The 17,663-nt window shown below is 72.6% G+C and carries 17 protein-coding genes and 1 pseudogene; 15 read left to right on the forward strand and 3 right to left on the reverse strand.

What is annotated here, in order from left to right:
- A pseudogene (locus tag AB0L06_RS38000) lies at positions 1–103 on the reverse strand (50S ribosomal protein L2); the annotation flags it as partial.
- 61 nt (positions 104–164) lie between these two features.
- Between AB0L06_RS38000 and thrS the strand changes: the two are divergent.
- From thrS to AB0L06_RS38015, 3 genes are all read left to right on the forward strand, one after another.
- Complete coding sequence (thrS, locus tag AB0L06_RS38005; RefSeq protein WP_500236061.1) at positions 165–2,132, forward strand: threonine--tRNA ligase; 1,968 nt, start codon at positions 165–167, stop codon at positions 2,130–2,132.
- Positions 2,133–2,256: 124 nt separating this feature from the next.
- The gene (locus tag AB0L06_RS38010) at positions 2,257–2,847 is read left to right on the forward strand and encodes a hypothetical protein (RefSeq protein WP_500236062.1); all 591 of its coding nucleotides are present in this window, start codon (positions 2,257–2,259) and stop codon (positions 2,845–2,847) included.
- 129 nt (positions 2,848–2,976) lie between these two features.
- Positions 2,977–3,597, forward strand: coding sequence for an HIT family protein (locus tag AB0L06_RS38015; protein WP_500236063.1), 621 nt, complete (start codon positions 2,977–2,979; stop codon positions 3,595–3,597).
- A gap of 163 nt (positions 3,598–3,760) precedes the next feature.
- Here AB0L06_RS38015 and AB0L06_RS38020 read toward each other — a convergent pair whose 3' ends face one another.
- Both AB0L06_RS38020 and AB0L06_RS38025 read right to left on the reverse strand, forming a co-directional pair.
- On the reverse strand, positions 3,761–4,627 hold the full coding sequence (locus AB0L06_RS38020; protein ID WP_500236064.1) for a polysaccharide deacetylase family protein: 867 nt from the start codon (positions 4,625–4,627) through the stop codon (positions 3,761–3,763).
- A gap of 128 nt (positions 4,628–4,755) precedes the next feature.
- Positions 4,756–6,924 (reverse strand): elongation factor G-like protein EF-G2, encoded by a 2,169-nt coding sequence (locus AB0L06_RS38025; RefSeq protein ID WP_500236065.1) that lies wholly within the window; start codon positions 6,922–6,924, stop codon positions 4,756–4,758.
- 236 nt (positions 6,925–7,160) lie between these two features.
- On the opposite strand from AB0L06_RS38025, the gene pgsA reads away from it, so the two are divergent.
- From pgsA to ruvA, 12 genes are all read left to right on the forward strand, one after another.
- Positions 7,161–7,892, forward strand: a complete 732-nt coding sequence (pgsA, locus tag AB0L06_RS38030; protein ID WP_500236066.1) for a phosphatidylinositol phosphate synthase — start codon at positions 7,161–7,163, stop codon at positions 7,890–7,892.
- A complete protein-coding gene (locus tag AB0L06_RS38035; RefSeq protein WP_500236067.1) occupies positions 7,889–8,863 on the forward strand; it encodes a phosphatidylinositol mannoside acyltransferase in 975 nt (324 codons plus the stop codon). Before pgsA ends, AB0L06_RS38035 begins: the two co-directional genes overlap by 4 nt.
- Positions 8,860–10,044 (forward strand): glycosyltransferase family 4 protein, encoded by a 1,185-nt coding sequence (locus AB0L06_RS38040; protein ID WP_500236068.1) that lies wholly within the window; start codon positions 8,860–8,862, stop codon positions 10,042–10,044. Before AB0L06_RS38035 ends, AB0L06_RS38040 begins: the two co-directional genes overlap by 4 nt.
- A 9-nt stretch (positions 10,045–10,053) precedes the next feature.
- Positions 10,054–10,590 carry a LemA family protein gene (locus AB0L06_RS38045; RefSeq protein WP_500236069.1) on the forward strand — a complete coding sequence of 179 codons (537 nt, stop codon included), beginning with the start codon at positions 10,054–10,056 and terminating at the stop codon, positions 10,588–10,590.
- 97 nt (positions 10,591–10,687) lie between these two features.
- Positions 10,688–11,713: a DUF3048 domain-containing protein gene (locus AB0L06_RS38050; RefSeq protein WP_500236070.1), complete on the forward strand. Its 1,026-nt coding sequence runs from the start codon at positions 10,688–10,690 to the stop codon at positions 11,711–11,713.
- Between the two features lie 154 nt (positions 11,714–11,867).
- Positions 11,868–12,794 carry a pyridoxal 5'-phosphate synthase lyase subunit PdxS gene (pdxS, locus tag AB0L06_RS38055; RefSeq protein WP_500236071.1) on the forward strand — a complete coding sequence of 309 codons (927 nt, stop codon included), beginning with the start codon at positions 11,868–11,870 and terminating at the stop codon, positions 12,792–12,794.
- 162 nt (positions 12,795–12,956) lie between these two features.
- Entirely contained in the window at positions 12,957–13,583 is a 627-nt protein-coding gene (locus AB0L06_RS38060; protein WP_500236072.1) for a DUF6928 family protein, read from the forward strand.
- A 93-nt stretch (positions 13,584–13,676) separates the two neighbouring features.
- A complete protein-coding gene (pdxT, locus tag AB0L06_RS38065) occupies positions 13,677–14,294 on the forward strand; it encodes a pyridoxal 5'-phosphate synthase glutaminase subunit PdxT (RefSeq protein WP_500236073.1) in 618 nt (205 codons plus the stop codon).
- 2 nt (positions 14,295–14,296) lie between these two features.
- On the forward strand, positions 14,297–15,049 hold the full coding sequence (locus AB0L06_RS38070; protein ID WP_500236074.1) for a YebC/PmpR family DNA-binding transcriptional regulator: 753 nt from the start codon (positions 14,297–14,299) through the stop codon (positions 15,047–15,049).
- Positions 15,050–15,131: 82 nt separating this feature from the next.
- Complete coding sequence (locus AB0L06_RS38075) at positions 15,132–16,289, forward strand: GNAT family N-acetyltransferase (protein WP_500236075.1); 1,158 nt, start codon at positions 15,132–15,134, stop codon at positions 16,287–16,289.
- A 144-nt stretch (positions 16,290–16,433) separates the two neighbouring features.
- Positions 16,434–17,045 carry a crossover junction endodeoxyribonuclease RuvC gene (gene ruvC / locus AB0L06_RS38080; RefSeq protein ID WP_500236076.1) on the forward strand — a complete coding sequence of 204 codons (612 nt, stop codon included), beginning with the start codon at positions 16,434–16,436 and terminating at the stop codon, positions 17,043–17,045.
- Complete coding sequence (gene ruvA / locus AB0L06_RS38085) at positions 17,042–17,647, forward strand: Holliday junction branch migration protein RuvA (protein WP_500236077.1); 606 nt, start codon at positions 17,042–17,044, stop codon at positions 17,645–17,647. The genes ruvC and ruvA overlap by 4 nt, the downstream gene beginning before the upstream one ends.
- Positions 17,648–17,663 lie beyond the last annotated feature (16 nt).

A 17,663-nucleotide genomic window follows, 5' to 3' on the forward strand; every position in this document is an offset into this window, starting at 1 on the left:
CGATGTGAGCGACCTTCGCCGGGACGCCGTCCTTGTCGTGCCGGCGGAAGTCGATCAGCCGGTACGCGCGCTTGTGCCCGGGAGCTCGCTCCCGGGGCCTCACCGCGTTCAGGGGTCCCGCTCGATACCATTCCGAAACCCGACCAGAATCGCGAGGAGACACCGTGTCAGAGCTGCGCATCACCCTCGACGGGAGCGAGCGGGTGGTGCCTGCGGGCACGACCGCCGGCCAGGCCCTCGAGGCCGACGGCCGCACCGTGATCGCGGCGCGGGTCAACGAGCAGCTGCGCGACCTCGAGCACCAGGTGGCCGAGGGCGACGTCGTCGAGCCGGTCGAGATCGGCTCGGCCGACGGCCGCGCGATCATGCGGCACTCCGCGGCGCACGTGATGGCCCAGGCCGTCCAGGAGCTGCACCCCGAGGCGAAGCTGGGCATCGGCCCGCCCGTCGAGAACGGCTTCTACTACGACTTCGACGTCGCCGACCCGTTCACCCCCGACGACCTCAAGCGCATCGAGAAGCGGATGCGCGAGATCGTCAAGCAGGGCCAGCGGTTCTCCCGCCGGGCCGTCTCCGACGACGACGCGCGCGCCGAGCTGGCCGCCGAGCCGTACAAGCTGGAGCTGATCGGGCTCAAGGGCTCGGCGTCCGCCGAGGACGGTGCGAACGTCGAGGTCGGCGCGGGCGAGCTGACCATCTACGACAACCTCGACGCCAAGTCCGGCGACCTGCGCTGGAAGGACCTGTGCCGGGGCCCGCACGTTCCGACCACCCGGGTCATCCCGGCGTTCAAGCTGATGCGCACCGGCGGCGCTTACTGGCGCGGTAGCGAGAAGAACCCGCAGCTCCAGCGCATCTACGGCACCGCGTGGGAGTCCCGCGAGCGGCAGGACGAGTACCTGGCGATGCTCGCCGAGGCCGAGAAGCGCGACCACCGCAAGCTGGGCGCCGAGCTCGACCTGTTCTCCTTCCCGCCCGAGCTGGGCAGCGGCCTGCCGGTCTTCCATCCCAAGGGCGGGATCATCCGCAAGGAGATGGAGGACTACATGCGCCAGCGGCAGATGGAGGCGGGGTATGAGTTCGTCAACACCCCGCACCTCACCAAGTCGTCGCTGTTCGAGCTCTCCGGGCACCTGCCCTACTACGGCGAGGACATGTTCCCGCCCTTCGAGCTGGACGGCGTCGACTACCGCGTCAAGCCGATGAACTGCCCGATGCACAACCTGATCTTCCGGGCCCGCGGCCGCTCCTACCGCGAGCTGCCGCTGCGGCTGTGCGAGTTCGGGTCGGTGTACCGGTACGAGAAGTCCGGCGTCGTGCACGGCCTCACCCGCGTCCGCGGCATGACCCAGGACGACTCGCACATCTACGCCACCAAGGAGCAGATGGGCGACGAGATCAAGTCGCTGCTGCAGTTCGTGCTGAGCGTGCTGCGCGACTTCGGCCTCCGCGAGTTCTACCTCGAGCTGTCCACCCGCGACGAGTCCGACAAGTTCATCGGCGAGGACGCGGACTGGGCGGAGGCCACCGAGGCGCTGCGCCAGGCCGCGATGGACTCCGGCCTGGACCTGATGGACGACCCGGGCGGCGCGGCGTTCTACGGCCCGAAGATCTCCGTCCAGGCGCGCGACGCGATCGGCCGCACCTGGCAGCTGTCCACCATCCAGCTCGACTTCAACCAGCCCAAGCGGTTCGGCCTGGAGTACCAGGCGGCCGACGGCACCCGGCAGCAGCCGGTGATGATCCACCGGGCGCTGTTCGGCTCGGTCGAGCGGTTCATGGGCGTGCTGATCGAGCACTACGCGGGCGCGATGCCGCCGTGGCTCGCCCCGGTGCAGGTCGTCGGCGTCCCGATCGGCGACGCGCACGTCCCGCACCTGGAGAAGGTCGCCGCCGCGCTGCGCGAGCACGGGATCCGGATCGACGTGGACGCCTCGTCCGACCGGATGCAGAAGAAGATCCGCAACGCGCAGAAGCAGAAGATCCCGTTCATGCTGCTCGCGGGCGACGACGACGTGAACGCCGACGCCGTCTCGTTCCGGTACCGCAACGGCGAGCAGAAGAACGGCGTCACGATCCAGGACGCCGTCGACGAGATCGTCAAGGCCGTGCGCGAGCGCGTCCAGGTCTGAACACGGTGACGGGGCCTCCACGCGGAGGCCCCGTCCGCCGGGCGTCACCCCCGCCCGGCGTCGCCCGGCCGGCCCGCGGCCTCGGGCGGCACCCGCACGTCGGCACCCCCCGGGAGTACGCAGCATGAAGACCAGCACCCCGCCGTCCGCCGGACCGGGCGTGACGGCGGCCCGCCTCCTCGGGTACGGGGGCGCGGCCCTGCTGGTCTCGGCGGCCCTGGCCGTGCTGGTGTTCCAGGCGTTCGGCGGACGGAACGACTCCGGCTCGTCCGCCTCGGGCACGGGCGGCCAGAGCTCCTCGAACGGCTCGTCCGGCGGCCCGGCCGGCACGGTCCCCTCAGGTCCGGCGCAGCCGCAGGGCGGCGGCCGGTCCCCGTCCAGGCCCGACACGAGCTCGCAACCCGGTGACCAGGGCGCCCCCATGCCCGGCACGGGCGGCGGCGTCGGCACCGACTTCTGCCCGGCGGGCACGGCCCTCTACCGCGCCGGACGCTCCTCCGGAGTCGAGGTCGCAGTCACCACCGGCGGCGCCGGAGTGGTGAAGGCCGAGGTCACCGTCGCGGGCCACGGCCCGCTGAGCGACCAGGCGACCGTCCGGAAGGCGGGCACCCGGACCTTCCACTTCGCCGTCGCGCCGACCCTGGTCCGCCGCGTCAAGATCACCACGCTGTCGGTCGGCGTGGACATGCAGACCTGCTACGCCCGCCCCGCCTGACCGGGCCCTCCCCGGGCCCGGGCCCCGGCCACGCCGCCTGACCTGGGCGCCCTCGACCCGGCGTCGGGCCGTCCGGCGCCGCTCTCTATGCTGGCTGGTCAGGCCGTCAGCACGAAGGAGAGCGCCGCCTTGAGCGTAGAGCCGGAGGGGCCCGTGGTGCCGAAGGTGCGCGGGAACGCGCCCGGGACCGGAGCGGCGGGCCCGGTCGGGCCCGAGATCGAGGAGGAGCGCGGCGGCGCCGGCGCCCCCGACGCCTTCCAGCGCCTCTGGACGCCGCACCGGATGGCCTACATCAAGGGCGAGAACAAGCCGGCCGACCAGGACGGCTGCCCCTTCTGCGACATCCCCCTGATGGACGACGAGGACGGCCTGATCGTGGCGCGCGGCGAGCGCGTCTACGCCGTGCTGAACCTCTACCCGTACAACTCGGGGCACCTCATGGTCGTCCCGTACCAGCACGTCGCGGACTACACCGAGCTGGACGAGGAGCAGTACACCGAGCTCGCCGTCTTCACCCGCCGCGCGATCACCGCCCTGCGCGGGGCGAGTGGCGCGCAGGGCTTCAACGTCGGCATGAACCTCGGGCACGTCGCGGGCGCGGGCATCGCCGCCCACCTGCACCAGCACGTCGTGCCGCGGTGGGGCGGGGACACCAACTTCATGCCGGTCGTCGGCCACACCAAGGTGCTGCCGCAGCTGCTCCGCGAAACCCGGCGCCTGATCGCCGGCGCCTGGCCCGACGCGTCCTGACCGTCCGCCCGGCCCGGCATGACGCCGCCCATCCCCGCGATGACCGGCCCGTCAGCGCCGCCCTGCAGCCCGGCCCGGCGATGACCGGCCCGTCAGCCCCGCTCTGCAGCCTGGCCCGGCGATGATCGTCCGCCCGGCCGGACGGGTCCTGAACCGCTCCGGGTCAGTGCCCGGTGAGCGGCGAGGGGGATCCGGACGGCGTCCGGGACGGCTGCGCGGGCGGCCCGGACGCGGCGACGAGCTCGGAGATCGTGACGAACTCGAAGCCCTTCGCGCGCAGCCCGCGGATCATCTTCGACAGGTTCCGCAGCGCCACGAGCCGGTCGGGGTTGCCGTGGTCGTGGGCGAGGACGATCGTCCCCGGCGTCACGTTGTTCACGATGTAGTCGACCAGGCCCTGCGGGTGGTGCTCGTAGGTCTTCTCGAGCATCTTGATGCTCCAGAGCGTCAGGTCGTAGCCGAGCTGGCCCGCCGCGCTCATGGTCGTCCCGCCGAGCTGCCCGTAGGGCGGCCGCAGGTGCCGGGGCTCCTTGCCGGTGATCTGCGCGATCGCCTTGTGCGCCCGGTGGATCGCGTCCACGGCCTCGGCGTGGGTCAGGCGCGACATGTCCTTGTGCGCCCACGTGTGGTTCCCGGCCTCGTGCATGTCCATCCGGCCGTGGATGATCTTCGCGTTGGCGACCGCCCGCTCGCCGACCATGAAGAACGTGGCCTTGGCCTTCTCGGCGTCCAGGATGTCGTGGACCATCCCGGTCCAGTTCGGCATCGGGCCGTCGTCGAAGGTCAGCGCCACCAGCTTCTGCGAGGTGTCGACCGACCAGGTCACGTCCACGTGCCCGTGCGCCGGACGCCACGGTCCCGCCACCGGGATCGCCATGGCCGACTTCGGCGTCCCCTCGGGGACCGCCGCGACGGCTCCGGCTCCTCCCGCCGCCCCCACGGCGAGGCCGCCCGCTGCCAGACCCGCGCTCTTGATGATATTGCGGCGGTTCGGCTTCGCCGGACCCCGCTCGTCCCCCGTACTTGTCACAGCTGAACAGAATCTCATAGTTCGCCGAGAATTCCCCAGCGGGGTGACCAAGCTGTGAGGAAAGCGGGGAAAGGGGGGCCGTCCGGGCGAGGACGGCCCCCCATTCACGCCCCCCTTTCAGGGGTGGGTCAGTCCGCCTTCTCCTCCTCGGCGACCTTCTCCGTCAGGTGCGAGGGCAGTGGCTCGTACCGCAGGAACGTCCGGTGGAAGCTGCCCGTGCCCTGCGACATCGACCGCAGGTCGATCGCGTACCGGGTGATCTCCAGCTGCGGGACCTCGGCCCGGATCACCGTCCGGCCGCCCGAGGCGAGGGCCTCGGTGCCGAGCACCCGCCCGCGCCGGGACGTCAGGTCGGACATCACCACGCCCATGTACTCGTCCGCGATCAGCACGCTGACCTCGTCCACCGGCTCCAGCAGCAGCACCGGGACCTTGCCCGCCGCGTCCTTCAGCGCGAGCGCGCCCGCCGCCTGGAACGCCATGTCGGACGAGTCGACCGAGTGGGCCTTGCCGTCGTGCAGCGTCACCCGGATGTCGACCAGCGGGTACCCGGCCGAGACGCCGCGCTCCATCTGCTGCCGGACGCCCTTCTCCACCGACGGGATGAACTGCCTCGGGACCACGCCGCCGACGATGCGGTCCACGAACTCGAAGCCCTCCCCGGACGGCAGCGGCTCCACCTCGAGGTGGCAGATGGCGTACTGGCCGTGCCCGCCGCTCTGCTTGACGTGCCGCCCGAGCCCGCCCGCCTCGCCGCCGAACGTCTCGCGCAGCGGGACGCGCAGGTCGATCCGCTCGACCTCGACGCCGTACCGGGACGCCAGCCGGTCGATCAGCACGTCCGCGTGGGCCTCGCCCATGCACCACAGGACGAGCTGCCGGGTCTCGGCGTTGTTCTCCAGCCGGAGCGTCGGGTCCTCGGCGACCAACCGTCCGAGGGCCTGCCCGAGCTTGTCCTCGTCGGCCTTCGACCGCGCCCGGATCGCCACCGGGAGCAGCGGGTCCGGCATCGACCAGGGCGCCATGATCAGCGGGTTCGACGGATCCGACAGGGTGTCGCCGGTCTCGGCGCGGACCAGCTTGGCGACCGCGCACACGTCGCCCGCCCGGCATTCGGTGACCGTCCGGGGGGTCTTGCCGAGCGGCGAGCTGATCGCCCCGACCCGCTCGTCCACGTCGTGGTCCTCGTGGCCCCGGTCGGTCAGGCCGTGCCCGGAGACGTGCACGGTGGTGTCCGGGCGCAGCGTCCCGGAGAACACCCGGACCAGCGAGATCCGCCCCACGTACGGGTCGGACACGGTCTTCACGACCTCCGCGACCAGCGGCCCTTCCGGGTCGCACTCGATCCGCCGCGGCGGCCCGCCGGCGACCGGCGCGACCTCCGGGCACGTGTGCTCCAGCGGGGACGGGAACGCCTCGGTGACGACCTCCAGCAGCTCGGCCATCCCGATCACCGGGCCGGGTTGCTGGCCGTGCGGCACCGAGGTCGCCAGCACCGGGTAGAAGCTGCCCCGCGCGACCGCCTTCTCCAGGTCCTCGATGAGGGCCTTGACGTCGATCTCCTCACCGCCGATATAGCGCTCCATGAGCGACTCGTCCTCGCTCTCCTGGATGATCCCCTCGATCAGCGAGGCCCGCTGCTCGGCGATCCGGTCCAGGTGGGCCGGGTCCGGGGCGCACTCGGCCCGCTCCCCGGACGAGTAGTCGAAGCACCGCTGCGTCAGCAGCCCGACCAGCCCGGTCAGCTCCTCGCCCTTGGACACCGGGAAGTAGCAGGGCAGCATGCCCTCCCCGAACGCCTCCTGGAGGTGCGCCAGCGTGTCGTCGAAGTCGCCGCGCTGCTGGTCGATCTTGGTGACCACGACCGCGCGCGGCAGCGCCACGGCCGCGCACTCCTCCCACAGCATCCGGGTGAGCCCGTCGACGCCGTCCACGGCGGAGACCACGAACAGGGCGGCGTCGGCGGCGCGCAGCCCGGCCCGCAGGTCCCCGACGAAGTCGGCGTACCCGGGGGTGTCGATGAGGTTGACCTTCACGTCGCCGTACTCGAACGGGGCCAGGGCGAGGTTGACCGAGCGCTGCTGGCGCACCTCGACCTCGTCGAAGTCGCTGACCGTGGTGCCGTCCTCGACCCGGCCGGCGCGCTGGACCGTCCCGGTCGCGGCGAGCAGGGCCTCGGTCAGCGTCGTCTTCCCCGCCCCCGAGTGGCCGACCAGCGCGACGTTGCGCACCCTGTCGGGCCGGTCGGCCTCCGGTGCCCTGCCGTGGCCTCCCGGGTGGCTTGCTCTGTCCGTCATGACACACCTCCTCGGGCGGGCTCCCGCCATGGGAGCCCGTCACGCTCCTCTGGTGGTTCTGCCCGGAGTGAGCGGCGTCACATCCGTCTCCTCACCCTTTCCCGTGTCGGCGCGGATCACAAGAGCTGAGCTGGTATTGATGAGCACTACGATGGGCGCGCCGCGCGGCGCGCGCGGGGCCGCGCCTCCGGCCCCCGTTGATGCCCGGCTCCGAAACTCTCGATGAACGGACGGCGATGCTCAACAAACTGCGGCCCGTGCTGGGCCGCGTCCTGACGCCCATCGGACGTGGAGTGGCGCGCACCGGCGTGACGCCCAACGCGATCACGGTCGTCGGCACGGCGGGCACCGTCACCGGGGCGCTGGTCTTCTTCCCCCAGGGGCACTACTTCTGGGGCACGATGGTGATCACCGCCTTCGTGCTGTTCGACATGCTGGACGGCGCGGTCGCCCGCGTCACGGGCAAATCCTCCAAGTTCGGCGCGTTCCTGGACTCCAGCATGGACCGGATCGCGGACGCCGCGATCTTCGCCGGGCTGATGCTCGGCCTGTCCCGGGACGGCCAGGACGGCCTCGCCAACGTCGCCCTGTACTGCCTGATCGCCGGGGTCGTGGTGTCCTACGCCAAGGCCCGCGCCGAGGGCCTCGGCTACACCTGCAACGTCGGCATCGCCGAGCGGTCCGAGCGGCTGATCATCGTCCTGGTCGCGGCCGGGTTCGACGGCCTCGGCGTGCCCTACATCCTGACCTTCGCGCTGTGGCTGCTGGCCGTCCTCAGCACGGTCACCGTCGGGCAGCGCTTCGCGACCGTGTACAAGCAGGCCAACGCGCGACCGGCCGAGCCCCCGGCGCGGCCCGGCTCCGGGAACGGATCCGCGCCCGGCGGGACGCCCGCGGAGGCCCCGGAGCCGGTCGCGGAGACCGCCGAGGTGGACGAGGAGCGGCACGCGCCGGGACGGCGCGCATGACCGCCACCGGGACGGAGGGTGACCGTCCCGGCGCCCGGCCCCCCGGACTCGGCGAGCGGGCGGTGTCCCGCCTCACCGACGGGGCGTACGCGCTCGGCTGGACGGTCGTCCGCAAGATGCCCGAGCGCCTGGCCCGCGGGCTGTTCCGCATGATCGCCGACCGAGCCTGGCGGCGGCACGGCGCGGGCGTGCGGCAGCTGGAGCGCAACCTGTCCCGCGTCCTCGGCCGGGACGAGGGGGACGCCCGGGTCCGGCTGATGTCCAAGCGGGTCATGCGGTCCTACCTCCGGTACTGGCTCGAGGTCTTCCGGCTGCCCGAGTACTCGCGGGAGCGGATCGTCGGGCGGATGAGGGTCACCGGCCACGAGACGATGCTCGCGACCCTCGAGTCGGGCCGCGGCGTCATCCTGGCCCTGCCCCACATGGGCAACTACGAGCAGGCGGGGGCCTGGCTCGTGCACATGGGGCATCCCTTCACCACGGTCGCCGAACGCCTCAGGCCCGAGTCCCTTTTTGACCGGTTTGTTGAGTTTCGTGAGAGTCTGGGAATGGAGGTACTGCCGCACCAGGGCGCGTCCGCCTACGGACGGCTCGCCCAGCGGCTCCGCGCCGGACGCCCGGTCTGCCTCGTCGTCGACCGCGACCTCACCGACTCCGGGATCGACGTGGAGTTCTTCGGCGAGACCGCCCGGATGCCCGCCGTCGCCGCCACTCTCGCCATGCGGACGGGCGCGGCGCTCCATCCGGTGACACTCTGGTACGAGGGCGAGGACTGGGGGGCCCGGGTGCACGACGAGATCACCGTCCCCGGCACGGGGGACCGGCGCGAACAGGTCCAGGCGATGACCCAGGAGCTCGCGCGCGTCTTCGAGGAGGGCATCGCCGAGCACCCCGAGGATTGGCACATGCTCCAGAAGGTGTGGGTCGCCGACCTCGGCCGTCCGGCCCGCCCGGCGGGGGACGCGCGGTGAGGGTCGGGATCGTCTGCCCGTACACCTGGAACGTCCCCGGCGGGGTCCAGCAGCACGTCCGCGACCTCGCCGAGGCCCTGACCGGGTACGGCCACCACGTGTCGGTGATCACCCCGGCCGACGACGACGCCCAGCTGCCCGGGTACGTCGTGTCCGCCGGACGCGCCGTCCCGGTGCCCTACAACGGCTCGGTCGCCCGGCTGGCCTTCGGGTTCCTGTCCGCGAGCCGCGTGCGCCGCTGGATCCACGACGGCGCCTTCGACGTGCTGCACGTGCACGAGCCCGCCGCGCCGTCCCTCGGCCTGCTGGCCTGCTGGGCCGCGGACGGCCCGATCGTCGGCACCTTCCACGCGTCCTACACCAAGTCGCGGGTGGTGACGGCGACCGCGCCGATCCTGCAGTCCGCGCTGGAGAAGATCACCGGCCGGATCGCGGTGTCCGAGGCGGCCCGCAAGACCCTGGTCGAGCACCTCGGGGGGGACGCGGTGCTGATCCCCAACGGCGTCGCCACCGAACGGTACGCGATGGCCGACCCGCTGCCCGGCTGGCCCGGCCGCGACACCACCGGCGCCGCCCGCGGCACGGACGCCGGCGGCGGCGTGCTCGGCTTCCTCGGCCGCATGGACGAGCCCCGCAAGGGCCTGCAGGTGCTGCTGCGCGCCTTCGAGATCCTCGCCCCGCAACGCCCCGGCCTGCGGCTGCTGCTGGCCGGGCCCGGCGACGCCGACGACGTCGTCGCCCGAGTGTCGCCCGGCCTGCGCGACCGGGTCGTGGTCCTCGGGATGGTCAGCGAGGCCGACAAGATCCGCGCCTACCACTCGGTGGACGTGTTCGTCGCGCCCAACCTCGGCGGCGAGAGCTTCGGGATCGTCCTGGCCGAGGCCATGTCGGCGGGCGCCCCGATCCTCGCCAGCGACATCGAGGCGTTCGACCGCGTCCTGCTCGGCGGACGCGCCGGGGCCCTGTTCCCGGTCGGCGACGCCACGGCGCTGGCCGCGTCCGCCGCCGAGCTGCTGGACGACCCCGCCCGCCGCAAGCAGTTGTCCGCCGAGGCCCGCGCCGCCGTCCGGCGCTACGACTGGTCGGCGGTCGCCCGGGACGTGCTGCGGGTCTACGAGACCGTCGCCCTGCCCGGCCGCACCGTCGTCGAGTCGCCCGGACGCGGCGCCCAGGGAGCGTAAGGACGTCCCATGCCGCCCGACTGGATCTACGACGCCGTCTTCCTCACCGCAGTGGTCTTCCTCGTCGGCCTGTACGTCTCGTGGCGCGCCACCCGGCTGGACCGCCTGCACGTCCGCGTGGAGACCGCCCGCGCCGCGCTGGACGCCGCGCTCGTCCGGCGCGCCGCCGTCGCGCTGGAGCTGGCCGCGTCCCGGCTGCTCGACCCGGCCACCAGCCTCGTCCTGGCGACCGCCGCGCACGAGGCCCGCACCGCCGACGCCGAGTCCCGCGAGTTCGCCGAGAGCGACCTGTCCCGGGCCCTGCGGGCCGTCGTGGACCAGCCCGACTTCGCCGCGACCGTGTCCGCCCGGCCGGAGGGACAGGCCGTCCTGGAAGAGCTCACCACGGCGTCCGCCAAGGTCGTCTACGCTCGGAGCTTCTACAACGACGCGGTCGCGTCCGCCCGGACCGCCCGCAGGAAACTGCTGGTCAGAGTGCTTGCGTTGGCCGGACGCGCCGCCTGGCCGGGCTTCTTCGAGATCGACGACGACCCGCCCCGCCCCTAGCCGGACGGCGCCGCGCCCGGCCGGGACGGGGAAGAGCCGTTCGTCGGCCGTCGGCTACTCTCGGGGGCCGATCGCGTCGCCAAGGTGAGGAGAACGCGTGGGTTTCGTCCAAAACCGGACCCTGCGAACGTGGACGGCCGCCGGGATCGGCGCCGTGCTGGCCTGCGGGACGCTCGCGGCCTGCGGCGGGGGCGGCAAGGGCAAGGCCTCGGCCGGGGAGTCCCCCACGCGGAGCCCGTCGCCGACGGCCCTCGGCTACCACCCCCTCAACGGCGGGAGGACGGGCCTGGACAACCCGGTCCTCGCCGTGAAGATCGAGAACACCTCCCCGGCGATGCCCCAGAGCGGCGTGTCCGCCGCCGACCTGGTCTACGTCGAGCAGGTCGAGGGCGGCGAGACCCGGCTGATGGGCGTGTTCTCCTCCCAGCTGCCCAAGCGGGTCGGGCCGGTCCGCAGCGCCCGCATCTCCGACCTGCACCTGCTGCCGCAGTTCGGCCGTCCGGCGTTCGCGTTCTCCGGCGTCCAGAGCAAGATGAAGAAGTACATCCGCAAGGCGCCGGTGTACGACATCTCGCAGGACAACGGCGGGCGTGCCTACGTCCGCGACAACTCCCGCAAGATCCCCTACAACCTGTACGCCGACCCGAAGGACCTGCTCAAGCAGGCCCCGAAGGCCCAGGGGCCGCAGGATGTCGGATTCCGCTTCGGCCCCGCCCCGGACGGCGGCAGGCCCGCCACGTCCATCACCGCCAAGTGGCCCGCCGCCGACATGGAGTTCGCCTGGTCGGCCAAGGAGAAGCGGTGGCTGGCCTCCTTCCACGGCCGCCCGGACATGGACGCCAACGGGGGACGGATCGGCGGGCAGACCGTCGTCGTCCAGAACGTCAAGACCACCCGCTCCCAGTTCCACGACTTCCTCGGCGCGTACACGCCGCTGATCCACACCACCGGGACCGGCACGGCCATCGTCTACCGCGACGGCAAGGCGTTCGACGCGAAGTGGTCCCGCCCGAGCGAGGACAAGGGCACCACGTTCACGACGGCCGACGGGAAGCCGCTGAACTTCGCCCCCGGGCAGGTCTGGATCGTCCTGGTGAACGATGGAAAGCCCTACATGCCCTAGCACGGAGGCCTTACAGCTTGTAAGGCACGATCTTGGGATGGCTGCCGTACATGCCGTAACACGAGGCCGGGCGGCGCTGACACTCTGCCGGGTCGAAGGGCGTCCCTAGCAGGCAATATCATGTGATCAGACCTGTCGTCCGTCCACGTGAGGAATGCCCGTGTCCACTCCCAGCAACGCCCCTGAGAACGCCGCCGTCCCCGCGACGGGCACCGCCCGGGTCAAGCGCGGCATGGCGGAAATGCTCAAGGGCGGCGTGATCATGGACGTCGTCACGCCCGACCAGGCCAAGATCGCAGAAGACGCCGGCGCGGTCGCCGTGATGGCGCTCGAGCGCGTCCCGGCCGACATCCGCGTCGAGGGCGGCATCTCCCGGATGAGCGACCCCGACATGATCGACGGGATCATCAACGCGGTCTCCATCCCGGTCATGGCCAAGGCCCGGATCGGCCACTTCGTCGAGGCCCAGGTGCTGCAGTCGCTCGGCGTCGACTACATCGACGAGTCCGAGGTGCTCACCCCGGCCGACTACGACAACCACATCGACAAGTGGGCCTACACCGTGCCGTTCGTGTGCGGCGCCACCAACCTGGGCGAGGCGCTGCGCCGCATCACCGAGGGCGCGGCCATGATCCGCTCCAAGGGCGAGGCCGGCACCGGCGACGTCTCCAACGCCACCACCCACATGCGCAAGATCCGCGCCGAGCTCCGCCGGCTGCAGAACCTGCCCGAGGACGAGCTGTTCGTCGCGGCCAAGGAGCTCCAGGCCCCGTACGAGCTGGTCAAGGAGGTCGCGGAGGCCGGCAAGCTGCCGGTCGTGCTGTTCACCGCGGGCGGCATCGCCACCCCGGCCGACGCCGCGATGATGATGCAGCTCGGCGCCGAGGGCGTGTTCGTCGGCTCCGGCATCTTCAAGTCCGGCAACCCGGCCCAGCGCGCCGAGGCCATCGTGAAGGCCACCACCTTCCACGACGACCCCGACGTGATCGCCCGGGTGTCCCGCGGCCTCGGCGACGCCATGGTCGGCATCAACGTCGCCTCCCTCGGCGAGGACCAGAAGTTCGCCCACCGCGGCTGGTGACGTCCGCGGGCGGCCGGAGTGTCCCTCCGGCCGCCCGTCCGGCCCCGCCACTTCCCCGTCCGGCCTCCCCGCGCCACGCGGGAGGGATTACGCTGGCCGCGCGGCCGGTGGGACCCGGAACCCCCGTGGGCGGCGACCGGCCGCGGGAGGGGATGGACGAGCATGGGGTGGACCGTCGCTCTGGCCTGCGCGACCACCGGTGATCCCGCCGAGCTTTTCCGGCCGGGCCTGACCCCCGACGCCGACGCGGGCGCGGACCTCGCCCGGCGCCTGTACCCGGACGCGACCGTCGTCGAGACCGGCGAGACGGTCCTGGACTTCGCGCTCTGGCCCTACGAGGACGAGCTGTTCGTCGGCGCCTTCGACGGCGCCCTGCTGGTCTGCGACCGGCGGCTGTTCGGCCTGGACGACGACGCCCGGCGCATCGCCGACACCGTCGCCGCGGCCCTGCCCGGGGCCCGCTGCGGCGTCCTGGTCCTGCAGAACGTCGCGTCCGGCTGCTGGTTCCGCTGGTACGAGGAGGGCGGCCTGTGCCGCGAGGTCTTCGTGACCAGCGAGGACGGCGTGGTCATCGACCAGGGCGGCCGGATGCCCGCCGAACGCCCCTACTGGACGGCGATCGACGGCGGCGCGTCCGACGTGCCGCTGCCGTTCTCGCCCGAGGAGTTCGGCCTGGCCATCGCCCGCGAGCACATGGTCGGCCGCGACCTGGCGTCGCTCGGCCCGGACGGCTTCCTGCCGCTCGAGCTGCCGCTGCGCCGCTTCCGCCTCCGGCGGCCGGCCTCCTGATCGGTTCCGCCCGGGAAGGGGGAGCGGGCCCGGGGGCGTTGTAAGGAACGTTTAGGGTTGTCATGGCCCCAAATCTCCCCGGAAGGACCGTTTGTGACCACTGAGCCGACGATCGGCGTGCTCGCCCTGCAGGGCGACGTGCTCGAGCACGCGCGGGCGCTTGAGGGCGCCGGGGCGCGGACCCTGACCGTCCGCCGCCCCGAGGAACTGGAGCGCGTGGACGGCCTGGTGGTGCCCGGCGGCGAGTCCACCACCATGTGGAAGCTCGCCCGCGCCTTCGACCTGCTGGAACCGCTGCGCAAGCGGATCGAGGCGGGGATGCCCGCCTACGGTTCCTGCGCCGGAATGATCATGCTGGCGGACCGGATCGAGGGCGGGGTCGAGGGCCAGGAGACGGTCGGCGGCATCGACATGACGGTGCGCCGCAACGCCTTCGGACGCCAGGTCGACTCGTTCGAGGCGCCGGTCCGGCTGGACGGCATGGAGGACACGCCGTTCCACGCCGTGTTCATCCGCGCCCCCTGGGTGGAGGGCGTCGGAGACGCGGTCCAGGTACTCGGTCGTGCCGAGAGCGGCCCGAACGTCGGTAGGATCGTCGCCGTCCGCCAGGGCCGCCTCATGGCGACCTCGTTCCACCCTGAACTGACGGGCGACCACCGCGTGCACCATTACTTCGCCGAGCTGGTGCGCCGGGCCATGGAGGAGGATTAAGCATGTCCGGCCACTCCAAGTGGGCGACCACCAAGCACAAGAAGGCTGCCCTCGACGCCAAGCGCGGCAAGCTCTTCGCCAAGCTGATCAAGAACATCGAGGTCGCGGCCCGCACCGGCGGCGGCGACCCCGAGGCCAACCCGACGCTGTACGACGCCATCTACAAGGCGAAGAAGAGCTCGGTGCCGAACGACAACATCGAGCGCGCGCGCAAGCGCGGCGCCGGTGAGGAGGCGGGCGGCGCCGACTGGCAGAACATCACCTACGAGGGCTACGCGCCCGGCGGCGTCGCGGTGCTCATCGAGTGCCTCACCGACAACCGCAACCGCGCGGCCTCCGAGGTCCGTGTCGCGCTCACCCGCAACGGCGGCTCGCTCGCCGACCCGGGCTCGGTCGCGTACATGTTCAACCGCAAGGGCGTCGTGATCGTCCCCAAGGAGGGCACCTCCGAGGACGACGTCATGATGGCCGTCCTGGAAGTGGGCGCCGAGGAGGTCAACGACATCGGCGACCAGTTCGAGGTGGTCTCCGAGGCGGGAGACCTGATCCCGGTCCGCAAGGCCCTGCAGGAGGCCGGCATCGACTACGAGTCGGCCGAGAGCAAGTTCCTGCCGACGATGTCGGTCCCCCTCGACGAGGACAACGCCAAGAAGGTGTTCCGTCTCCTCGACGCGCTGGAGGACTCCGACGACGTCCAGGAGGTCTACGCGAACTTCGACGTGAGCGACGAGATCATGGAGGCGATCGACGCCTGACGCGTCGTACGCCCCTTCACGGACGCCGTCTCCCGGATTCGGGAGGCGGCGTCCGTCGTTTCGTCGGCCTAGGGTGGGGATCATGGAGATTCGCGAGCTGACCACCGACGACCTCGACGCAGCCCTGGACAACCGCGTGCGCGCCTTCGGGCCCGTGCCGGAGGCCGACATCAGCTCGTGGCGGGAGGGCTCGACTAGCGTGATCGCCGCGGGACGGCAGCTCGGCGGCTTCGACGGCGGACGGCTCGTCTCCACCGCGCGCGTCCTTGCGTTCCGGCAGTGGTGGGCGGGACGGGCCGTCCCGATGGGCGGCCTGGCGGGCGTCACGGTGGCTCCGGAGGACCGGGGACGCGGCGCGGGCCGCGCGATCGTGACGGCCACCCTCCAGCGGGCCGTGGAACTCGGCGACGCGCTCTCCGCGCTGCATCCGGCCACCACGGCGCTGTACCGGGGCCTCGGCTGGGAGCACGCGGGCGGCCTGCACAGGGTGACGCTGAAGACCGAGGGGCTGCGCGGCATCCGCGCGGAGCGGGTCCCGGTGCGGCGGGTCGGCCCGGACGACGCCGAGGAGGTCGCGGCGACGATCGCGCGCGTGCACGAGGGCGCCCGTGACTGCGGCCCGCTCGACACCGGGGCCGACCTGTGGCGGACGCGGCTCACGCACAGCGGACTGTTCGCCTACCTGGCCGAGGACGGGTTCCTGGCCTACCGGTGGAACGAGGACAACGCCTCCCTGGTGATCGACAAGGTCGTGGCGGGCTCGGAGCGGACGGCGCGGGCGCTGTGGGCGATCGTCGGGTCCGGGGCGTCCACGGCCGAGACGGTGACGGCGAACCTCGCCCCCCACGACCCGGTGCTGTGGCTGATCGGCGAGCGCGAGAAGGACGCGATGGTGCGCACGCAGTGGATGCTGCGCGTCTTGGACGCGCCGAAGGCGGTCGAGCTGCGCGGCTACCGGTCCGGGGTGGGCGCGGAGGTCCCGATCCACATCACCGACGAGCTCCTGCCCGCCAACACCGGCTCCTGGATGCTGTCGGTCAAGGACGGCGAGGGACGCCTCGAACCGGCCTCGGACGACCCGACGGCCGTCCGCGTGGGCCCGCGGGGCCTGGCGGCGCTGTACGCGGGCGTCCCGGTGAGCACGCTGCGCCGGGCGGGCCTCCTGCACGGCGGGGACGTCCGCGCCGAGGCGCTGGACGCGGTGTTCGCGGCGCAGCCGTTCGCGCTCGACTACTACTGACCGGGCCGCGGGCGTCCTGCCCGGCCGGGCCCCGGGCGTCCGGGACCACGGGACGATCGCGGTGGTCCGGCACGGCCTGCGCGCGCTCGTCGTCCCGGTCCGATACCGTGGCGTCGGCCGAACACATGATCGAAGGGCGGGGCCGTGCGGGTGATGGGCGTGGACCCCGGGCTCACCAGATGCGGTGTCGGCGTCGTGGAGGGCGTTCCCGGCGCGCCGCTGAGCCTGGTGCACGTGTCGGTCGTCCGCACCGCCCCCGACGAGGACATCGCGCTCCGGCTGCTCGGCGTCGAGCGGGGCATCGAGGCGCTCATGGACGAGCTGTGCCCCGAGGTCGTGGCGGTGGAGCGGGTGTTCGCGCAGCACAACGTCAGCACGGTCATGGGCACCGCGCAGGCGGCGGGGCTGGCGATGGTCGCGGCCGCGCGCCGGGGCCTGCCGGTCGCGATGCACACGCCGAGTGAGGCCAAGGCCGCGATCACCGGCAACGGACGCGCCGACAAGGCGCAGGTCACGTCCATGGTGACGCGGCTGCTGCGGCTGGACGCGCCGCCGAGGCCCGCCGACGCCGCCGACGCGCTCGCCCTGGCGATCTGCCATGTGTGGCGCGGGGGCGGGCAGGCGCGGCTGGCGGCCGCCGGGCCCCGTCCCGTGCCCGGCCAGGCCGGTCCCACCCAGGCAGAGATCAACGCCGCCCGGATCGCCGAGGCGCAGAAGGCGGCCCGTTCCCGTGGTCGAGGAGGTTTCCCGAGGTGATCGCGTTCGTCAGCGGCAAGGTCGCCGCCGCCGGGCCGGACGGCGCGGTGATCGACGTGCACGGCGTCGGCATGGCGGTGCAGTGCACTCCGGCGACGCTCGCCGGGCTCAAGGTCGGCGAGGACGCGCACGTGCCCACGTCGATGGTCGTCCGTGAGGACTCGCTCACCCTGTTCGGGTTCGCCGACGACGACGAGCGGCAGATGTTCGAGCTGCTGCAGACGGCGAGCGGCGTGGGTCCGCGGCTGGCGCTGGCGATGCTGGCCGTCCACAGCCCGGACGGCCTGCGCCTCGCGGTGGCGCAGGAGGACGTGACCGCGCTCACGAAGGTGCCGGGCATCGGCAAGAAGGGTGCGCAACGCATCGTCCTGGAGCTGAAGGACCGGCTGGGCGGCCCGGTCGGCGCGCCGGAGGCGCCCGGCCGCCGTCCCGGCGCGGGCCAGGCGTGGCGCGCGCAGGTGCAGACCGGCCTGGTGAACCTCGGCTGGACGGTCAGGGACGCCGACGCCGCCGTGGACGCGGTCGCCGCCGACCTGGACGGCACCGAGGTCCCGCCGGTCGGCGAGCTGCTCAAGGCCGCGCTGAAGAAGCTGAGCCGGTGAGCGAGTACGGCGAGCG

Source organism: Spirillospora sp. NPDC052269 (genome assembly GCF_040679435.1).
GTDB lineage: Bacteria > Actinomycetota > Actinomycetes > Streptosporangiales > Streptosporangiaceae > Spirillospora.

Bases quoted from the DNA above. Each gene is read 5' to 3' on its own strand.
- AB0L06_RS38010 (WP_500236062.1), top strand. From the start codon at position 2,257: ATGAAGACCAGCACCCCGCCGTCCGCCGGACCGGGCGTGACGGCGGCC.
- AB0L06_RS38025 (WP_500236065.1), bottom strand. From the start codon at position 6,924: ATGACGGACAGAGCAAGCCACCCGGGAGGCCACGGCAGGGCACCGGAG.
- pgsA (WP_500236066.1), top strand. From the start codon at position 7,161: ATGCTCAACAAACTGCGGCCCGTGCTGGGCCGCGTCCTGACGCCCATC.
- AB0L06_RS38035 (WP_500236067.1), top strand. From the start codon at position 7,889: ATGACCGCCACCGGGACGGAGGGTGACCGTCCCGGCGCCCGGCCCCCC.
- AB0L06_RS38045 (WP_500236069.1), top strand. From the start codon at position 10,054: ATGCCGCCCGACTGGATCTACGACGCCGTCTTCCTCACCGCAGTGGTC.
- pdxS (WP_500236071.1), top strand. From the start codon at position 11,868: ATGCCCGTGTCCACTCCCAGCAACGCCCCTGAGAACGCCGCCGTCCCC.
- AB0L06_RS38060 (WP_500236072.1), top strand. From the start codon at position 12,957: ATGGGGTGGACCGTCGCTCTGGCCTGCGCGACCACCGGTGATCCCGCC.
- AB0L06_RS38070 (WP_500236074.1), top strand. From the start codon at position 14,297: ATGTCCGGCCACTCCAAGTGGGCGACCACCAAGCACAAGAAGGCTGCC.
- AB0L06_RS38075 (WP_500236075.1), top strand. From the start codon at position 15,132: ATGGAGATTCGCGAGCTGACCACCGACGACCTCGACGCAGCCCTGGAC.